Annotated in this window: 13 protein-coding genes and 1 pseudogene; 2 read left to right on the top strand and 12 right to left on the bottom strand. The window is 73.8% G+C overall.

Going from position 1 to position 16,359, the window contains the following annotated elements; genetic code table 11:
* Window positions 1-153 precede the first annotated feature (153 nt).
* Both ACI791_RS14670 and ACI791_RS14665 read right to left on the bottom strand, forming a co-directional pair.
* Complete coding sequence (locus ACI791_RS14670; protein WP_456586707.1) at window positions 154-5,169, bottom strand: NAD-glutamate dehydrogenase; 5,016 nt, start codon at window positions 5,167-5,169, stop codon at window positions 154-156.
* Between the two features lie 69 nt (window positions 5,170-5,238).
* On the bottom strand, window positions 5,239-5,610 hold the full coding sequence (locus tag ACI791_RS14665) for a phage holin family protein (protein ID WP_456586706.1): 372 nt from the start codon (window positions 5,608-5,610) through the stop codon (window positions 5,239-5,241).
* A gap of 210 nt (window positions 5,611-5,820) precedes the next feature.
* On the opposite strand from ACI791_RS14665, the gene ACI791_RS14660 reads away from it, so the two are divergent.
* Together ACI791_RS14660 and ACI791_RS14655 are read left to right on the top strand one after the other, a co-directional pair.
* Entirely contained in the window at window positions 5,821-7,014 is a 1,194-nt protein-coding gene (locus ACI791_RS14660) for an ATP-binding protein (RefSeq protein ID WP_456586705.1), read from the top strand.
* 221 nt (window positions 7,015-7,235) lie between these two features.
* Window positions 7,236-7,694: an ATP-binding protein gene (locus tag ACI791_RS14655; protein ID WP_456586704.1), complete on the top strand. Its 459-nt coding sequence runs from the start codon at window positions 7,236-7,238 to the stop codon at window positions 7,692-7,694.
* Window positions 7,695-7,838: 144 nt separating this feature from the next.
* Here the strand turns inward: ACI791_RS14655 and ACI791_RS14650 are convergent, their stop codons facing one another.
* From ACI791_RS14650 to ACI791_RS14605, 10 genes and pseudogenes are all read right to left on the bottom strand, one after another.
* Window positions 7,839-8,330 (bottom strand): hypothetical protein, encoded by a 492-nt coding sequence (locus tag ACI791_RS14650; RefSeq protein ID WP_456586703.1) that lies wholly within the window; start codon window positions 8,328-8,330, stop codon window positions 7,839-7,841.
* Window positions 8,327-8,689, bottom strand: a complete 363-nt coding sequence (locus ACI791_RS14645) for a response regulator (protein WP_456586702.1) — start codon at window positions 8,687-8,689, stop codon at window positions 8,327-8,329. Before ACI791_RS14645 ends, ACI791_RS14650 begins: the two co-directional genes overlap by 4 nt.
* Window positions 8,690-9,229 carry a chemotaxis protein CheX gene (locus ACI791_RS14640; protein WP_456586701.1) on the bottom strand — a complete coding sequence of 180 codons (540 nt, stop codon included), beginning with the start codon at window positions 9,227-9,229 and terminating at the stop codon, window positions 8,690-8,692.
* Window positions 9,226-9,657: a response regulator gene (locus tag ACI791_RS14635; RefSeq protein ID WP_456586700.1), complete on the bottom strand. Its 432-nt coding sequence runs from the start codon at window positions 9,655-9,657 to the stop codon at window positions 9,226-9,228. The genes ACI791_RS14640 and ACI791_RS14635 overlap by 4 nt, the downstream gene beginning before the upstream one ends.
* Window positions 9,657-10,481 carry a CheR family methyltransferase gene (locus ACI791_RS14630; RefSeq protein ID WP_456586699.1) on the bottom strand — a complete coding sequence of 275 codons (825 nt, stop codon included), beginning with the start codon at window positions 10,479-10,481 and terminating at the stop codon, window positions 9,657-9,659. Before ACI791_RS14630 ends, ACI791_RS14635 begins: the two co-directional genes overlap by 1 nt.
* Window positions 10,478-11,617 (bottom strand): protein-glutamate methylesterase/protein-glutamine glutaminase, encoded by a 1,140-nt coding sequence (locus tag ACI791_RS14625; RefSeq protein WP_456586698.1) that lies wholly within the window; start codon window positions 11,615-11,617, stop codon window positions 10,478-10,480. Before ACI791_RS14625 ends, ACI791_RS14630 begins: the two co-directional genes overlap by 4 nt.
* A gap of 476 nt (window positions 11,618-12,093) precedes the next feature.
* The gene (locus ACI791_RS14620; RefSeq protein ID WP_456586697.1) at window positions 12,094-12,999 is read right to left on the bottom strand and encodes a hypothetical protein; all 906 of its coding nucleotides are present in this window, start codon (window positions 12,997-12,999) and stop codon (window positions 12,094-12,096) included.
* A gap of 340 nt (window positions 13,000-13,339) precedes the next feature.
* Window positions 13,340-13,807, bottom strand: coding sequence for a chemotaxis protein CheW (locus ACI791_RS14615; protein WP_456586696.1), 468 nt, complete (start codon window positions 13,805-13,807; stop codon window positions 13,340-13,342).
* Between the two features lies 1 nt (window position 13,808).
* Window positions 13,809-16,070, bottom strand: coding sequence for a chemotaxis protein CheA (locus ACI791_RS14610; protein ID WP_456586695.1), 2,262 nt, complete (start codon window positions 16,068-16,070; stop codon window positions 13,809-13,811).
* A 162-nt stretch (window positions 16,071-16,232) separates the two neighbouring features.
* Window positions 16,233-16,359, bottom strand: a pseudogene (locus tag ACI791_RS14605) (methyl-accepting chemotaxis protein); the annotation flags it as partial.

Here is a 16,359-nt window from a genome sequence, read left to right as displayed (position 1 = left end):
ACGGTCCCGTGACTCGGCGGTTCTACGCGTCTCTAGCTGCAGGGCTAGAGAGCGCTATAGCCCGTGAGAGCGCCGAGATGAGCGGCACGCCGACATCGCGAACGCCGGATACCGGCCGGACGCCCATCTCGACGTCAGACCGCCGCTGTAGGGCTACCTCTCCTCGCCGGGGTGCGGGAGGCGGCCGGCCTGGCGACGGCGGCGCAGCCCGCGCAGAGTCCGGACGGCGACCAGCAGCTCGGCCAGCTCCTGGCGGTCGCCGGCGGTGATGTCCGCGAGCTGTGCGGCGGCGCGGCGCTGGCCGATGTCCCAGCCCTCCTCCCACCGGCCCACCAGCTCGTCGGCCTGCTCGGCGTCGGAGGTGCGCCGGCTGAGCACGTCCGCGGTGAGTGCGGCCTGCTCCATGGCGAGGTCGTCGCGCAGCGAGGCGCGGGCCATCGACGGCCAGCGGCGGTCGCGCGGCAGGGCGATCACCAGCTCGCGCAGGGTCATCAGCCCCAGCCGCTGGGCGAGGCGCTGCATCACCCGGCCGGCGAGCGCCACGGGCGCCCCGGTGCGCTCGGCGACCACGGCGAGGTCGAGCGCGGCCGGCAGCAGCGGCGCGGCCGCGACACGGGCGGCCAGCTCGGCGGGGAGGCCCGACTCCTGCAGGCGCCCGGCGCGGGAGGCGTAGGACTCCGCCTCGGCGCCCAGCAGCCAGCCGGGCAGACCGGTCTGCACCTCGGCCACCGACGCGGCGAACCGGTCCGTCACCTCTGCCAGCGGAAGCGGGTGCTCGGCGGTCAGGTCCGACTGGCGCAGCAGCCAGCGGGTGGCCCGCTCGGCCAGTCGGGTCGCCTCGGTGCGGGCCTCCACCTGGGTGGCGGCCGGAACCTGGTTGTCCAGGGGCCGGAGCGCGTCCCACATCCGATCGATGCCGAACACCGCTCGGGCGACCGCGTGCGCCCGCACGACCGTCGCCAGCGGCACCCCGGTCTCCTCCACCAGCCGGTACAGCCCGGTGACCCCCGCGGTGTTGACCGCGCGGTTGGTGAGCGCGGTGCCGATGATCTCGCGGCGCAGCGGGTGGCTGGTGACCGCGGCGGGGAACCGGGTGCGCAGCGGGGCCGGGAAGTAGTCGACCAGCAGCTGCTCCAGCGCCGGGTCGTCGGGCAGCGACGACGCCAGCACCGCGTCCCCGGCCTGCAGCTTCGCGTAGGCCAGCAGCACCGACAGCTCGGGACCGGTGAGCGCCTGGCCGTCCCGCCGCCGCTCCCGGAGCGCGCGGTCGTCGGGCAGGGCCTCGACCGCGCGGTTGAGCTGCCCGGAGCGCTCCAGCGAGCGGATGAACCGCTCGTGGGAGTCCATCAGGCTGCGAGCCGCAGCGGTCTCCCCGGCGAGGGTGGCGTTCTGCGCGTGGTTGTCGGTGAGGACGGCGGCCGCGACGTCGTCGGCCATCTCGCCGAGCAGCGCCGCCCGGCTCTCGGCGTCGATCCGCCCCTCGTCGACCACCCGGTTGAGCGCGATCTTGATGTTCACCTCGTGGTCGGAGGTGTCCACGCCGGCGGAGTTGTCGATGGCGTCGGTGTTCACCCGTCCGCCGGCGAGCGCGTACTCCACCCGGCCCCGCTGGGTGAGGCCCAGGTTGCCGCCCTCGCCCACGACCCGGACGCGCAGCCGGCCGCCGTCGACGCGGACCGCGTCGTTGGCCTTGTCGCCCACCTCCAGGTGGCTCTCGGTCGCGGCCTTCACGTACGTGCCGATCCCGCCGTTGAACAGCAGGTCCACCGGGGCGAGCAGCACCGCGCGGATCAGCTCGACCGGCGGGAGCGCCGTGACGTCGCCGGGCAGCCCGAGGGCGGCGCGCGTCTGCTCGCTGACCGGGATCGACTTCGCCGTCCGCGGCCAGACGCCGCCGCCCGCGCTGATCAGCGAGGTGTCGTAGTCGGCCCACGAGGAGCGGGGCAGGTCGAACAACCGCCGGCGCTCGGCGAACGACGCCGCCGCATCGGGGGTCGGGTCGACGAACACGTGCCGGTGGTCGAACGCGGCCACCAGCCGGATGTGCTCCGACAGGAGCATGCCGTTGCCGAAGACGTCGCCGGACATGTCGCCGATGCCGACGACGGTGAAGTCCTCCCGCTGGACGTCGAGGCCCAGCTCCCGGAAGTGGCGGGTCACCGACTCCCAGGCGCCGCGGGCGGTGATGCCCATGGCCTTGTGGTCGTAGCCGACCGAGCCGCCGGAGGCGAAGGCGTCGCCCAGCCAGTAGCCGCGCTCGAGCGCCACGGAGTTGGCGAGGTCGGAGAAGGTCGCCGTCCCCTTGTCGGCGGCCACGACCAGGTAGCTGTCGTCGCCGTCGTGCCGGACCACCTTCTCCGGCGGCACGACCGCCCCGTCCACCAGGTTGTCGGTGAGCGCGAGCAGGGCGCCGACGAAGAGCCGGTAGCAGGCCTGGGCCTCGGCCACGACCTCCTCGCGGGAGGCGCCGTCCGGCGGGGGGTTCTTCACCACGAAGCCGCCCTTGGCGCCGGTCGGCACGATGACGGTGTTCTTGACCATCTGCGCCTTGACCAGGCCCAGGACCTCGGTGCGCAGGTCCTCGTGGCGGTCGGACCAGCGCAGGCCGCCGCGGGCGACCTTGCCGAACCGCAGGTGCACGCCCGTCACCCGCGGCGAGCTGACCCACACCTCGTGGGCCGGTCGCGGCTCCGGCAGGTCGGGGACCTCGGCCGGGTCGAGCTTGAGGGCCAGCACCGGGTGGGTGGGGGACGACGTGGCGTAGTAGGTGGTCCGCTGGGTGGCGACGACGGCGGCCAGCAGCGAGCTGAGCACGCGGTCGGCGTCGAGGGAGGCGACCTCGCCGATCGACCGGCGCAGCGCCTCGACCAGCTCGGCCTGCCGGGCCCCCCGACCGTTCCCGCGCCCGGGCGAGAAACGGGTCTCGAACAGCGCGACCAACCGGGCGACGACGCCGGGGTGGGCGGCGAGCGTCCGCTCGACGTAGGCCTGGCTGAACGGCAGCCCGGCCTGGCGCAGCCACTGCACGTAGGCCCGCACCACCGTGACCTGCCGCCAGTCCAAACCCGCGAGCACGACCAGGGCGCCCAGCCCGTCGTCCTCGGCTCGCCCGCGCCAGACGGCGCCCACCGCGTCGGTGAACCGCTCGGGCAGCGAGCGCAGCAGCGGCAGGTCCACCGTCGGGACGGCGACGCCGAAGTCGTAGATCCAGGTGGGCGGCGCGCCGATCCGGTCGATCTCGTAGGGCCGCTCGTCGACGACGTCGACGCCCATGTTCTGCAGCATCGGCAGGATCTGGGACAGCAGCAGCCGCTCCCCCACCCGGTACACCGACAGCCGGCGCTCCCCCGGAGCGGCGCCGGCCGGGGTCCACAGCCGCAGCGCGAGGTCGCCCGGCGCCAGCCCCTCCAGGCGGACCAGGTCCGCGACGGCGCGGTCGGCCGGGAAGTCCTCCTGGTAGGCCGCCGGGAAGGCGTCGGCGACCCGGGCGAAGACCCTCTCGGCGTCCGCGCCGAAGCGCGCCGAGAGGGCGGCGGCGAGGTCGTCGGTCCAGCTGCGCGCGGCCGCGGCCAGCTCGGCCTGCAGCGCCTCGACGTCGACGTCGACCGGCGGCGTGGAGCCGTGCCGCCCCACCGGCAGCCGGACGACGAAGTGCAGCCGGGCGAGCACCGACTCGGTGGAGCGGGCGGTGAACTCGATGCCGGAGCCGCCGAGCCGCTCGAGCAGCAGCCGCTGCATCGCCAGCCGGACGGCGGTGGTGTAGCGGTCGCGCGGCAGGTAGACCAGTGCGGACCAGAACCGCCCGGTGGGATCCCGCCGGAGGAACAGCCGGGTCTGCCGCCGCTCCTGCAGGTGCAGGACCGCCATCGCCACCGGCAGCAGCTCGTCGGCCCCCACCTGCATCAGCTCGTCGCGGGGGTAGGTCTCCAGGACGTCGAGCAACGCCTTGCCGGTGTGGCTGTCGGCCGGGACGCCGGATCCGGCGAGCACCTCGGCGGCCCGCCGCCGCACGATCGGGATGTCGAGGACGCTGCTGGTGTAGGCCACCGAGGGGAAGAGCCCGACCAGCCGGTGCTGCCGCCGGGTGCCGCCGTCCCCGCCCGGCAGGGTGACGGTGACCAGGTCCAGCCACGCCCGCCGGTGCACGGTGGAGCGGATGTCGGCCTTGGTGACGTCGAGCAGGTGGGTGGCCGGCGCCTGGCCGGCCTCCGGGGTGCCCCCGGCCGGCCCGCTCATGTGGACGTCACTGCGCAGGACGCCCAGGCCGCTTCCGGGGACGGGGCGGACGGCGGGGCGCCCCTCCCCCGCCAGCTCCACCTCGCGGGCGCCGAGCATCACGAAGTTTCCGTCGGCCAGCCAGCGCAGCAGCGCCGCGGCCTCGGCGGGGTCGTCGGAGGGGTCGCCGCCGGCGACCGGACGGCCGGCGGGCACTGCCCGCTCGAGGCGCTGGGCGAGCTGCAGGACCCGCTCGTGCAGCCGGGCGGCGTCCTCCTGGACGGCGCGCACGTCGTCGAGCACGGTGCGCAACCCGGCGGCGAGGTCGTCGGCCGCCTCGCCGTCCAGCGGGCCGTCCAGGACGACGGCGATCCACGACTCGGCGACCGCGTCGGGGCCGCAGGCGGCGGGGTCGGCACTGTCGCAGAAGGCGGTGATCCGGCCGCGCAGGTCGCGGCGGACCACGAGGACGGGGTGGACGACGTGCTCCAGGGCGAACCCCTGGCGCACCACCTCGGCGGTGACCGAGTCGACCAGGAAGGGCATGTCGTCGGTGACCAGCCGGACCAGCGCGCGGCCGGCGCCCCGCCCCCGCGTGACCGGGCGCACGTCGACGGTCGCGGCACCGATCGGGCGCACCTCGGCGAGAGCCAGGTGGCCCAGGGCCAGCGCAGCGAGGTCGGCCGCGTCGGTGGCGAGGACCTCCTCGGCGGGCTCGCTCCAGAAGTACCGGCGCAGGAACGCTGGCAGGTCCTCGGCGGTGCAGCCCGGGGGCAGCTCCGCCGGCCCGCGCCCGGTTCCGGCGACGGCGGCGCGGGCCGCCTCCAGCAGCAGCTGCTCCTTCTCGTCCCGACCGGCCTCCAGGGCCGCCAGCTCGGTGCGGCGGCCGCCACCGGGACCGCCGTCCCGGTCGCGCACCCGCGTCCCCGGGGCCGCACCTGTGTCACTGGCCATGCCGGGCCACGGTACTGGCCCCTGGGACCCACGTCACGGCGCCGCGGGGCGGCCGCCGGGCCGACCCGCTCAGCGGTCGAGCAGCTGGTCGGCCACCCAGCCGACGACGGCCAGGATCAGGCCGCCGATCACGGCGGTCCCGAACCCGTCGAGGGTCAGGCGGTCGGTGATGGCCGCGGTGAGGCCGAGCAGGGCCGCATTGACGAACAGCAGGAACAGGCCCAGCGTCAGCACGACGAAAGGCAGCGAGAGCAGCCGCAGGATCGGGCCGACGATCGCGTTGACGACCCCGAAGATCAGCCCGATCCACAGGTAGCTGCCGTACTCGCCCAGCGGACCGTCGGGGTTCGGCAGGACCTCCAGCCCTGGGAGTACGTCGAAGTAGGTCAGCCCGTAGAACGCCGCCGCGAAGATGACGACCTTGAGCAGGAACTTGATCACGTCCACGACGCTAGCGGCGCGACGGCCCGCACCGGGGGACGTCGGCTCGTCCTGCCGTTTCTAGCTCTGCACCTAGACGCCGCCAGACGACCGTCGACAACTCACGAGGAGGCCGTCCGGCCCGACGCGGCTTGCACCCCGCGCGACACGCGGTAGGTCCTTCTACCGATCTCTAGGGTGATGCCTAGACGAAGCCATACGGTGCTCGACATGGACCCTGTCCGGAATCCCTACGCCCCGGGCGCCGGGCAGCGCCCGCCGGAGCTGGCCGGCCGCGACGGCGAGCTGTCGGCGTTCGACGTGGTGCTCGAGCGGATCGCCCGCGGCCGCCCCGAGCGCTCCCTGGTGCTCACCGGGCTGCGCGGCGTCGGCAAGACGGTGCTGCTCAACCAGCTGCGGTCGGCCGCCATCGCGCGGGGCTGGGGCACCGGGAAGATCGAGGCCCGCCCCGAGCAGTCGCTGCGCCGACCGGTCTCCTCCGCGCTGCACATGGCGCTGCGCGAGCTCGGCCCCCGCCACGGCGACCAGGAGTCGGTGGCGGAGGTGCTCGGCGTGGTCAAGGCGTTCGCGCAGCGGGTCAACGCACCGGAGGCGAAGGTGCGTGACCGCTGGCAACCGGGCATCGACGTGCCCGCGGCCACCGGGCGGGCCGACTCCGGTGACATGGAGATCGACCTGGTCGAACTGCTCAGCGACGCCGCCGGGGTGGCCGCCGACATCGGCAGCGGCATCGCGCTGTTCATCGACGAGATGCAGGACGTGCAGCCCGACGACGTCTCGGCGATCTGCGCCGCCTGCCACGAGCTGTCCCAGCAGGGCGCACCCCTGATCGTCGTCGGCGCGGGCCTCCCCCACCTGCCGGCGGTCCTGTCGGCGTCCAAGAGCTACTCCGAGCGGCTGTTCCGCTACCTGCGCATCGACCGGCTCGAGCGCGAGGCCGCCGACCGCGCGCTCATCGCCCCCGCCGAGCGGGAGGACGTGACCTTCGAGCCGGCCGCGCTGGACGCGCTCTACGAGGCGGCGGACGGCTACCCCTACTTCGTGCAGGCCTACGGCAAGGTCACCTGGGACGTCGCGGCCTCCTCCCCCATCACCGCCGCCGACGTCGCCATGGCCGCGCCCGTCGCGGAGGCCGAGCTCGCGGTCGGCTTCTTCGGCTCCCGGTACGACCGCGCGACGCCCGCCGAACGGGAGTACATGCACGCCATGGCCGAACTGGGCGGCCCGGGCGGAGCGGCGGTGGCGACGTCGGAGGTGGCCGTCTCCCTGAGCCGCAAGCCCGCATCCCTCTCCCCCGCCCGCGACTCGCTGATCAAGAAGGGGCTCGTCTACTCCGCCGAGCGCGGCCAGATCGCCTTCACGGTGCCGCACTTCGGCCGCTTCCTCCTGCGCCACCCCGAGTAGCGGCCGCCCCGACCGGGGAGAGCGGAAGGCCACAACGACGCTGGAGGGGCCGCTCCCCCCTCAGGACGAGACGTGAGGCTGCACACACGCGGGGTTCCCCCGGGGCGGGCGGAGCACGGAACCGCCCCGATCGAGGGGTAAGACGACGCAGCAGGGGGTTGACACCGCGCCCCGGGGGGCACACCTGGAGCCGGTCGGAGTCCGGACTCGAGGGGGAGAGCATGGGGCGACTCAGGTGGCCACTGCGCCCGCTGCCCGACGGACGGGGCGAGGTGTGGCGCTGGCGGCTGGGATCCCTCGCCGAGCTGCCCGCGGCCCGCGCCGGTCTGCGCCACCGGCTGGGCGGCGTCGGCCTCCCGCACGACGAGGAGGACCCGGCCAGCGAGCAGCTCGTGCTGGCCTTCGACGAGCTGGCGTCCAACGCGCTGCGCCACGGCGCGTCGCCGGTGGTGGCCACCGTGGTCGCCGGCAGCGGCGGCTGGCTGCTCGACGTGAGCGACCGGGCGCCCGGGGCGATGCCGGCGCCGGTGGTCGACCGCGACCCCGCGAAGGGCGGCATGGGCCTGCAGCTGGTCGCCCGGCTGTCGGTCGCGCACGGCTGGTACGTCGACGAGGATCGCAAGCACGTCTGGGCCTGTCTGCCGACCAGCACCGCGGAGCGCGAGTACGCCCTCGCCTGAGCCCGGACACCGGGGCCCCCGACCGCATCGCGGTCAGGTGCCGTCCCGACGCCCGCCGAGCCCGTGCGTCACACCCGTCAGCAGCACGACCCCCGTCGCGTCGCGGCGGGGGTCGTGCTGCTGTTCCACGTGGAGCACACACCGTCAGGGGACGACGAAGGAGACCGCTCCCTTGCCGTAGGTGGGAATCTCGATGGCGAGGTCCACCCGGTTGACGGCGGCCAGCATCCCGACGAGGTCGCCGGGGATCTCGTCACCCGGGGCGTACAGCTCGTGCAGCTTCGAGTGCGGGGCGCCCGGGGTGTTGAACAGCGCGGAGAGCACGTTCACCACCTCGTGCAGCGCGTCGACCTGCATGGTCGTCAGCTCGCCGTCCTCCTCGACGGCGTCCTGGCACCCGCCGGGCGGCAGCAGGGCCAGCGCCCCGCCGGTGTAGGCCGATGCGCCCAGGTCCATCAGGCACAGGGCGTTGACGCTCATCTGCGGGTCGACGTAGACGGCGACCGAGACCGGCCGCTTCGGCGTCGGGGTCACCGGGGCGCCCGGCGCGACGCTCACCGGCCTGCCGACCAGGCCGGTCAGCATGTCGCGGACGTTCTTGGCGGCCGGGAGGTGCACGGCGGTGGGCGCGGTCATGCGATCACCCCGTCCAGGTTCTCCCGGAAGGTGTCCTCGGTGAACGGCTTGGCGATGAGGAAGAGCGCGCCGGCGTTCGCCGCCTTCTCCCGCATCTCCGCCGAGCCCTCGGAGGTCACGAACCCGAAGGGCACGGGCGAGCCCGAGGCCCGCAGCGCCTGCAGGCACTCCAAGCCGGTCATGTTGGGCATGTTCCAGTCGGAGAGGACCAGGTCGGGCTGCTCCGAGCCCACCTTGGCCAGCGCGTCCGCGCCGTCCTCGGCCTCGACGACGTCGTGGTCGTCGTACCCCGCCTGGCGGAGCGTGCGGATGACGATCTGCCGCATGACGCGGCTGTCGTCGGCAATCAGGATCTTCACTCAGGACACCTCGTTCTCGCGAGTGGGGGAAGGAGCCGGCAGTGGCGGGAGGGCGCCCTGCGCGGAGATGGAGAGCGGCTCGCCGCGCCACACCAGGTCGATGCGGCAGACGTCCGCCGGGTTGCGCACGACCGGGGCGTCGCCGACCTGGGGCAGGCTCAGGACGGACGGACCGGGCAGCGCGGCCTTGACGCCGCCGCCGACGACGTTGGCGATCTCGCCGAAGGCGTCGGCGACGTCCTCGGCGTCGAGGCGCTCCGGGCCGGACTCCCGGAGCAGCGCCCGGGCAAGCGCCTCAGCCGTGGCCCGGCCGGTGGTCAGCACGACGCTGCCGGTCCACGGGCCGACGACGTCGACCCAGCTGCACAGGATGTCGCCGGACCGGTCGGTCGGGAGGGGAACGAGTACCTCGTCCTCCCCGACCAGCGAGATCCAGGCCTCGCCGGCGATCGCGAGGATGGTCTCCTCGTCGATCAGGTCGGTGATGACCGGGCGGGAGTCGGTCGTGCGCCGACGCTCCCCCAGGTTGATCGTGGTCACCAGGCGACCTCCTGCGCACTGCTCCGCAGGGGAGACCGATGCCCTACGGGCGCTTCTTCCAGGGGGAGCAGGCCGAGCAGGGCGAGCTTGTCGCGGAAGGCGTCGGCGGTGAACGGCTTGATCATGTACTCGTGGGCGCCGGCGGCCAGGGCACGGACGATCTGGGTGTGCTCGCTCTCCGAGGTGACCATCATCATGGTCATCCGGCGCCACGTCGGGTTGGCGCGGACGGCGGAGACGAACTGCAGGCCGTCCATCACCGGCATGTTCCAGTCGATGGTGGCGAGATCGGGCACCCAGCCCTCGTTGAGCACCTCGAGGCCCTCGCCGCCGTGGCCGGCATGACGGACCTCGTACCCGAGGTCGGTGAGGATCCCGGTGACGATGCGCCGCATGGCGCGGGAGTCGTCGATCACCAAGGCACGCATTACTGCCCCTTCCGTGGGCGGTAGGCGGAGCTGCGGCCGATGACGACCCGCTCCCATGAGTCGTCGACCCCGAGGGTGGTCTCGGCGGCGCCGAGGAAGAGCCACCCATCAGGTCGCATCAGGTCCCGCACACGGCGGAGGATCGACTGCTTGGTGGGCAGGTCGAAGTAGATGAGCACGTTGCGCAGGTAGACCACGTCGAACGGGCCCATCCGCGGCAGCGGTGCGGCCAGGTTGCACTCGGTGGCGTGGACCATCCGGCGGAGGTTGGCCGACACCTCCCACTCGGTGCCGGTCCGGGTGAAGTGCCGGACGAGCATCGGCGCGGGCAGCCCGCGGTTGACCTCGAGCTGGCTGAACCGGCCGGCGCGGGTCCGCTGCACCATCTCGCGGGACAGGTCGGTCGCGGTGACGGACACCCGCGACGCAGCGCTGGGCAGCGCGTCGTCCAGGAGCATCGCGATCGTGTACGGCTCCTGCCCGCTCGAGCAGGCGGCCGACCAGATCTGCAGCCGCTCGTTGGTCCCCCGCGCCGACAGCAGGGAGGGCAGGACGGTCGAGGTCAGCGCGGTGAACGGGTCACCGTCCCGGAACCACGACGTCTCGTTGGTGGTGAGGGCCTCGACGATCCGGCGGGTGTTGTCGGCGTCCGGGCGCACCCGGACGGTCTCCACCAGCTTGGTGACGTCCGCCAGGCCCATCTGCCTGGCGATAGGCAGCAGGCGGGCCTCCACCAGGTACTCCTTGCCCGGCTGGAGAACGATGGCGCTCTCCTTCCGGACGAGCTCACGGACCCAGTCGAAACTGGTCGCGGTCAGGCTCATCGAGGACCTCCCACGGCCATAGCGGTTCCGGTGTCGAGCAGTGCGGCACCGGCCAGGTGCCGCTGGATCGCCTCGGCGATCCGGTCCAGGGGCAGGACCATGTCGGCGTAGCCGGCCTGGGCGACGGCCCCCGGCATGCCCCAGACCACCGACGTCGCCTGGTCCTGGACGACGACCGTGCCGCCGGCGTTGCGGATCTCCCCGCAGCCGTTGCGCCCGTCGGCACCCATGCCGGTGAGCACGACACCGAGCACGGCGCCGTCGTACGCGGCGACGGCCGAGCGGAAGAGCGGGTCGACCGCGGGGCGGCAGTAGTTCTCCGGCGGCCCCTGGTTCAGCGAGGTGCTGAACCCGGCGCGGCCGTTCGCGCGGACGACGAGGTGGTGGTCGCCGGGAGCCAGGTGGACCGTGCCGGGGGCCAGCGGGGTGCCGTCGACCGCCTCGACCACCCGCAGCGGGGACAGCCGGTCCAGGCGCTGGGCGAACTGACGGGTGAAGACCGGCGGCATGTGCTGGGCGAGGAGGACCGGGACCGGCAGGTCGGCCGGCAGCGCGGGCAGCACGCGGGCCAGCGCTTCCGGTCCGCCGGTGGACGAGCCGATGACCAGAACGGCCGGCTTCTTGCCCGGTCCGGTCCGCGGCGCGGCCGTCCGGGGCGGCGGGGCCACGGGGGCGGCCGGACGCGCCACCGTGGTCACGGGACGGCCGGTCAGCGCCTTGATCCTGGGGATGAGCTGCTCGCGGACGCTCTCCATCGACTGGGCGACGCTGCCCACGTTGGCCGGCTTCGTGACGTAGTCGTTGGCCCCGGCGGACAGGGCGTCGAGGGTGGCGGTGGCGCCCCGCTCGGTGAGCGTGCTGAACATGATGATCGGCACGCGGCTGTGTCCTCGTGCCGACCCACCGCGCGCGGCGCCGCCGCGGATGGCCTGCACCGCCTCGATGCCGTTCATCTCCGGCATCTCGATGTCCATGGTGATCAGGTCGGGCTTGAGCTGCTCGAGCTTGCCGAGAGCGACCTTGCCGTTGACGGCGGTGCCCACGACCTCGATCCCCGGATCCGCGGAGAGCACGTCGGTGACGATCTTGCGGACGACGACCGAGTCGTCGACCACCATCACCCTGATCGGGTTCACACGTCCTCCTGGCCCCTGCCCGCGCCGACCGGCGGGCTCGCTGTCTGTATCGGCATTTCCGCGCCCGGCTTGAGCCCTTGGGCGGTACGGCATCCGGCGCCTCCCGGAATGCCCGCGAGGTGATCGACGTCGGATGTCGGGCAGCGAACCGGTGCGCCGTGGAAATGTCGGCCGGTCCCCGAGTGCGCATTCCTGGGAATGGTGGAACGGGGGGACGGCCGGCCTGATCACCGCGTCCGGCACACCCCGGTCCCCACGGTCCGCGGACGGAGGCGGGCTGGTGCTACCGGGGGAATCCTCGGCGCGGAGGAGCCGGGGTACAGGCGACACGCGGAAGGTGCGGACCCATCTTTTGTTCCGTCCAGAATTGTCGACACCCGCGTGATCGATGACCCACTCGACCATTGTCGACAAGTGCCGCAGACATGGCGGATCACCTGGGGGACTGTCCCTCGGCGCCGTGCGGCGCCGGTCGGTCAGCTCAGCGTGGCTGTGCGGCGGCCGGGAGCCCGCAGGACGGCGATGGCGTCTCTGCCGAGCAGGTCGTCCAGGACGATCGCCTGCGCGCACCCGGAGACCGCGTTCCACACCCCGGCCGCGCCGTCGTGCAGGTCGAAGCCGCCGTCGAGGAACGCCTGGACGGCGAGCAGCTGGGCAGCGGCCAGGGCGCGGATCCGTCCCGACACGTGCGCGCCCCACGACGCCTCGTGCATCGCCGCCGCCCACGGGCGGCGCTCGGCCCGGCCCTCGTCGACGGCGAGCCGCCAGCGGGTCCGGCCGATGTCGTCCAGGTTGCCCACGGCAGCGAGGAAAGCGGTCAGCTCCTCGGTGGCGGGGCCGAGGCCCCAGGAACCGGGTCCGGCCAGCGGGCCGCCGTCCAGCGCCCGGTCGAACGCGGCGGTCAGGTCACGGCGCACCAGGGGCGGCAGCACGCCGGCCGCCCAGAAGCCCACGGCGGCGTCGGCCAGCACGTCGGAGGCCTCGTCCCACTCGTCGGCGTCCCGGCGGGCCCGCAACGGGTGCTCGGCGCCCAGGACGTCCTCGCGGAGCAGCCGCTCCAGGGTGGGGGCGTCGCCGATGGTGCCCTGCTCGAGCTGGGCGACCAGCAGCGCCACCCGGTCACCCTCGTCGCGGCCGGCGTCGGCCGCCGCGCGCATGTGGGGCACGCCCGCGGCCATCTCGCGCGCCCGGCGCGAGCGGACCGCCCGCACCCCGCGGCGCTCGCGGTCCAGCCCGCGGGCGGGGTGCACCGCGGCCAGCCGGGAGAACCCGCCCTCATCGGCACCCAGCCCCGCCAGGAGCACCTCGGCGACCGAGCGGCCGGCGGGCAGCCGGACGAGGTCGAAGCCCAGGGTGGCGGCACTGACCAGCGAGTAGGGCACGGCGGCGCCTCCGCAGCTCCGGGAACAGGACGACCCATGCTGACTGCCCGCCCGCTCGGGCGCCATGCGCCCGTCACCCGATCGCTGGAGTCGCCATCCGCCTACTGGGCGTGTCGCGAGGTGCACCGTCAGCGAGACATGACCCTGGGTCATGCCCCACTCCCCCCGCGTGGTCAGCCGTGGAAACGCCGGAGCGGCGGGGAGGTCGTCCTCTCCGCCGCTCCACTGCCCGTGTCGTCCCGAGCGGGCCCCGGAGGGGTCCGCTCGGGGGCGACGGTGCGGCTCCGCCCCGCTGGGGGAAGGCACCTGGCCGCGGTGCCGTCCGGAGGACGACAGAGTCCTAGGCGCTGACGGCCCTCTGGACGTCCAGGGCCAGCAGCAGTGTGCCGTCGAGCTTGTAGGCCCCCCGGATGAGCTCCCGGGCCTGGCCCTCGAGCGTGTCCGGCGGCGCCTCGAAGTCGCTGGCGTCGACGTCGACCACGTCGGCGATGGAGTCGACCAGCATGCTGACCGCCTCGCCGTGCAGCCGGACGACGATGACGACGGGGTCGGTGCCCTCCGGGCGCGGCGGGCGGCCGAGCCGCTCGCGCAGCTCGATGGCGGTGACCACCTGGCCACGGAGGTTGATCAGGCCGGCGACGGCCGTCGGGGCGAGCGGCACGCGGGTGAGCTGCTGGCTGCGCAGCACCTCCTGCACGTGCTCGACCTCGATGCCGTACAGGTCACCGTCCAGCCGGAAGGTGGCCAGCTGGCCGCCGGTCGCAGGCGCGGCGTTCTTGGTGGGCAGGACACCGGTCGGAGCGGTCACGTCAGACCTCCAGCAGGGAGTCGGAGGCGCCGGACGGCGCCGAGGAGGAGTGCGAGTAGAACGCGGGGTCGGCGGCGAGGATGGCGGCCCGGACGTCGAGCAGCTCGGTCACCTTGTCGCCGAGGACGGCCGAGCCGAGGAGGCCGATGTCGTCGATGTCGCTGCGCACCGCGGCCTCGCCGTCGACGATGTCGAGGATCTCCTCGACGACGATCGCGACGCTGCGACCGTGGTCGGCGTAGACGATGACCTCCAGCACCTCGCGGTCGGACTCGCCGTAGGCGCCCAGGTGCCGGTCGAGCCGCACCATGGGGAGGATCGCGCCGCGGTACTGCACGACCTCCCGGTTGCCGACCCGCTCGACCGCGTCGGTGCGCACCTGCTCGAGCCGGGTGACGGTGTCGAGCGGGATGGCGACCCGGCGGCCGCCGCCGATGGCGGCCAGGAGCAGGCGCTGCCGGTCGGTCTCCGCCGCCACGGCCTGCAGCGAGCCGGCGCGGGCCTCCTGGCGGTCGGTGGTCTCGGTGCGCAGGGCCCGCCGGGCGAGCGCCTGCACGTCGAGGATCAGGGCGACGGTCCCATCGCCGAGGACGGTCGCCCCCGAGTAGAGCCCGATGGCCTTGAGCTGCCCGCCCACGGCCTTGACGACGATCTCCTCGGTGTTGATGACCCGGTCGACGACGAGGCCGAACCGCCGGCCCTCGGACCGCAGGACCGCGATGACCACGTGGCCGTCGTGCCGCTCGGAGGTCAGGCCCAGGACGTCGGTGAGGCGGACGAGCGGGAGGAGCTCCCCGCGGAGCCGGTAGACCGGCGCCCCGCCGACCTCCTCGACGGCGTTGGCGGCCTTCTCGGCGTCCAGCGACACGAGCTCCTGCAGGCTGATCTGCGGAATGGCGTAGCGGTCGGAGGCGCACTCGACGGTCAGCGCCGGGACGATCGCCAGCGTCAGCGGGATGCGCAGCCGGCACACGGTGCCCACACCGGCGTCGGACTCGACCTCGATGGTGCCGCCGATGGACTCGATGTTGGTCTTGACGACATCCATGCCGACGCCGCGGCCGGAGACGTTGGTGACCGCGGCAGCGGTGGAGAAGCCGGGCAGGAAGATCAGCTGCAGGACGTCGGCCGGGCTCATCCGGGACAGCGAGTCCTGGCTGATCAGCCCCCGCTGCACCGCCTTGGCGCCGAGCTTGGCCGGGTCGATCCCGGCGCCGTCGTCGGCCACCTCGACCACGACCTGGCCGCTCTCGTGCCGGGCCCGCAGGGTGAGAACGCCCTCGGCGGGCTTGCCGGCCTTCGTGCGGGCGTCGGGGGCCTCGATGCCGTGGTCGACGGAGTTGCGGACCAGGTGGGTCAACGGATCCTTGACCGCCTCGAGCAGGGTCTTGTCGAGCTCGGTGTCCCGGCCCTCCATGTCCAGGCGGATCGACTTCTTCAACTGGAGGCCGAGGTCGCGGACGACGCGCGGCAACTTCGACCAGATGTGGTCGATCGGCTGCATGCGCGTCTTCATGACGCCCTCCTGCAGCTCGCTGGCGATCAGGTTGAGCCGCTGCGAGGCGCGGATCAGGTCGGTGTCGGTCTGCCGCGCGACGTTCTGCACGATCTGGTTGCGGGTGAGCACCAGCTCGCCGACGAGCAGCATGAGCTCGTCGAGCAGGTCGACGTCGACCCGGATGGTGCTGTCGGCGACGGCACGGCGGGCCTGGCCGCCGGCGGCGTCGGCGGCGGACGCCTCGGCCTCCGGCTCGTCGGCGACGGCGGGCTCGGGCACCGCGATCCCCGCCACGGCCGGAGCCGGCATCAGTGGTTCCTCGGGCAGGTCATCGTGCAGCTCCTCGACGACTGCAGCGGGAGCGGGGGCGGCGGCCGGGGCCTCCTCCATGGCCGCGCTGATGGCGGCGACGACGGCCGAGACGTCCACGGACCCCTCGCCGCCGCTGGCCTCGATCGAGCTGAGCAGCGACCGGACGGTGTCCACCATCTGCAGCAGGACGCTGGTCCGGGTGGGGGTCAGAGCGAGCTCGCCGTCCCGCAGCCGGGAGAGCATGTTCTCGCCGACGTGGGTGACCTCCTCGAGCCGGTTGAAGGCCAGGAAGCCGCTGGTGCCCTTGATGGTGTGGATGGTCCGGAAGATGCTCGACAGCCGCTCGCGGGAGTTGGGCTCCTGCTCGAGGGCGACGAGGTCCGTGTCGAGCTGGTCCAGGTTCTCGTGGCTCTCGACGAGGAACTCCTCGACGATGTCGTCCAGACCGTCCACTGTTGCCTTCTCTCTGGTTGCGACGAGGCGCAGTCGTCCCCGCTGGGTCATCGGCGGGCCGCCGGCGGACTCGAGGTGGACCCGCCGGCGGCGATCGCCAGTCGTGCTATCGGCAGCCTGCCGGCCACGGCGGACCGCCGGCCGGAGGACGCCAGGGCGCGATCAGTAGGTGAAGCGGCCCACCGTCGTGCGCAGGTCGGCGGCCATGCGGGAGAGCTCGTCCACCGCGGTGCGGGTCTGGGTCAGCGCCTGCGTGGTCGAGTCCGCCGCCGTGGAGACCCCGGAGATG

The organism is Blastococcus sp. SYSU DS0973 (genome assembly GCF_054051055.1).
The sequence above is the reverse complement of the archived record's forward strand: the minus strand, read 5'-3'. Positions and strand labels throughout refer to the sequence as shown.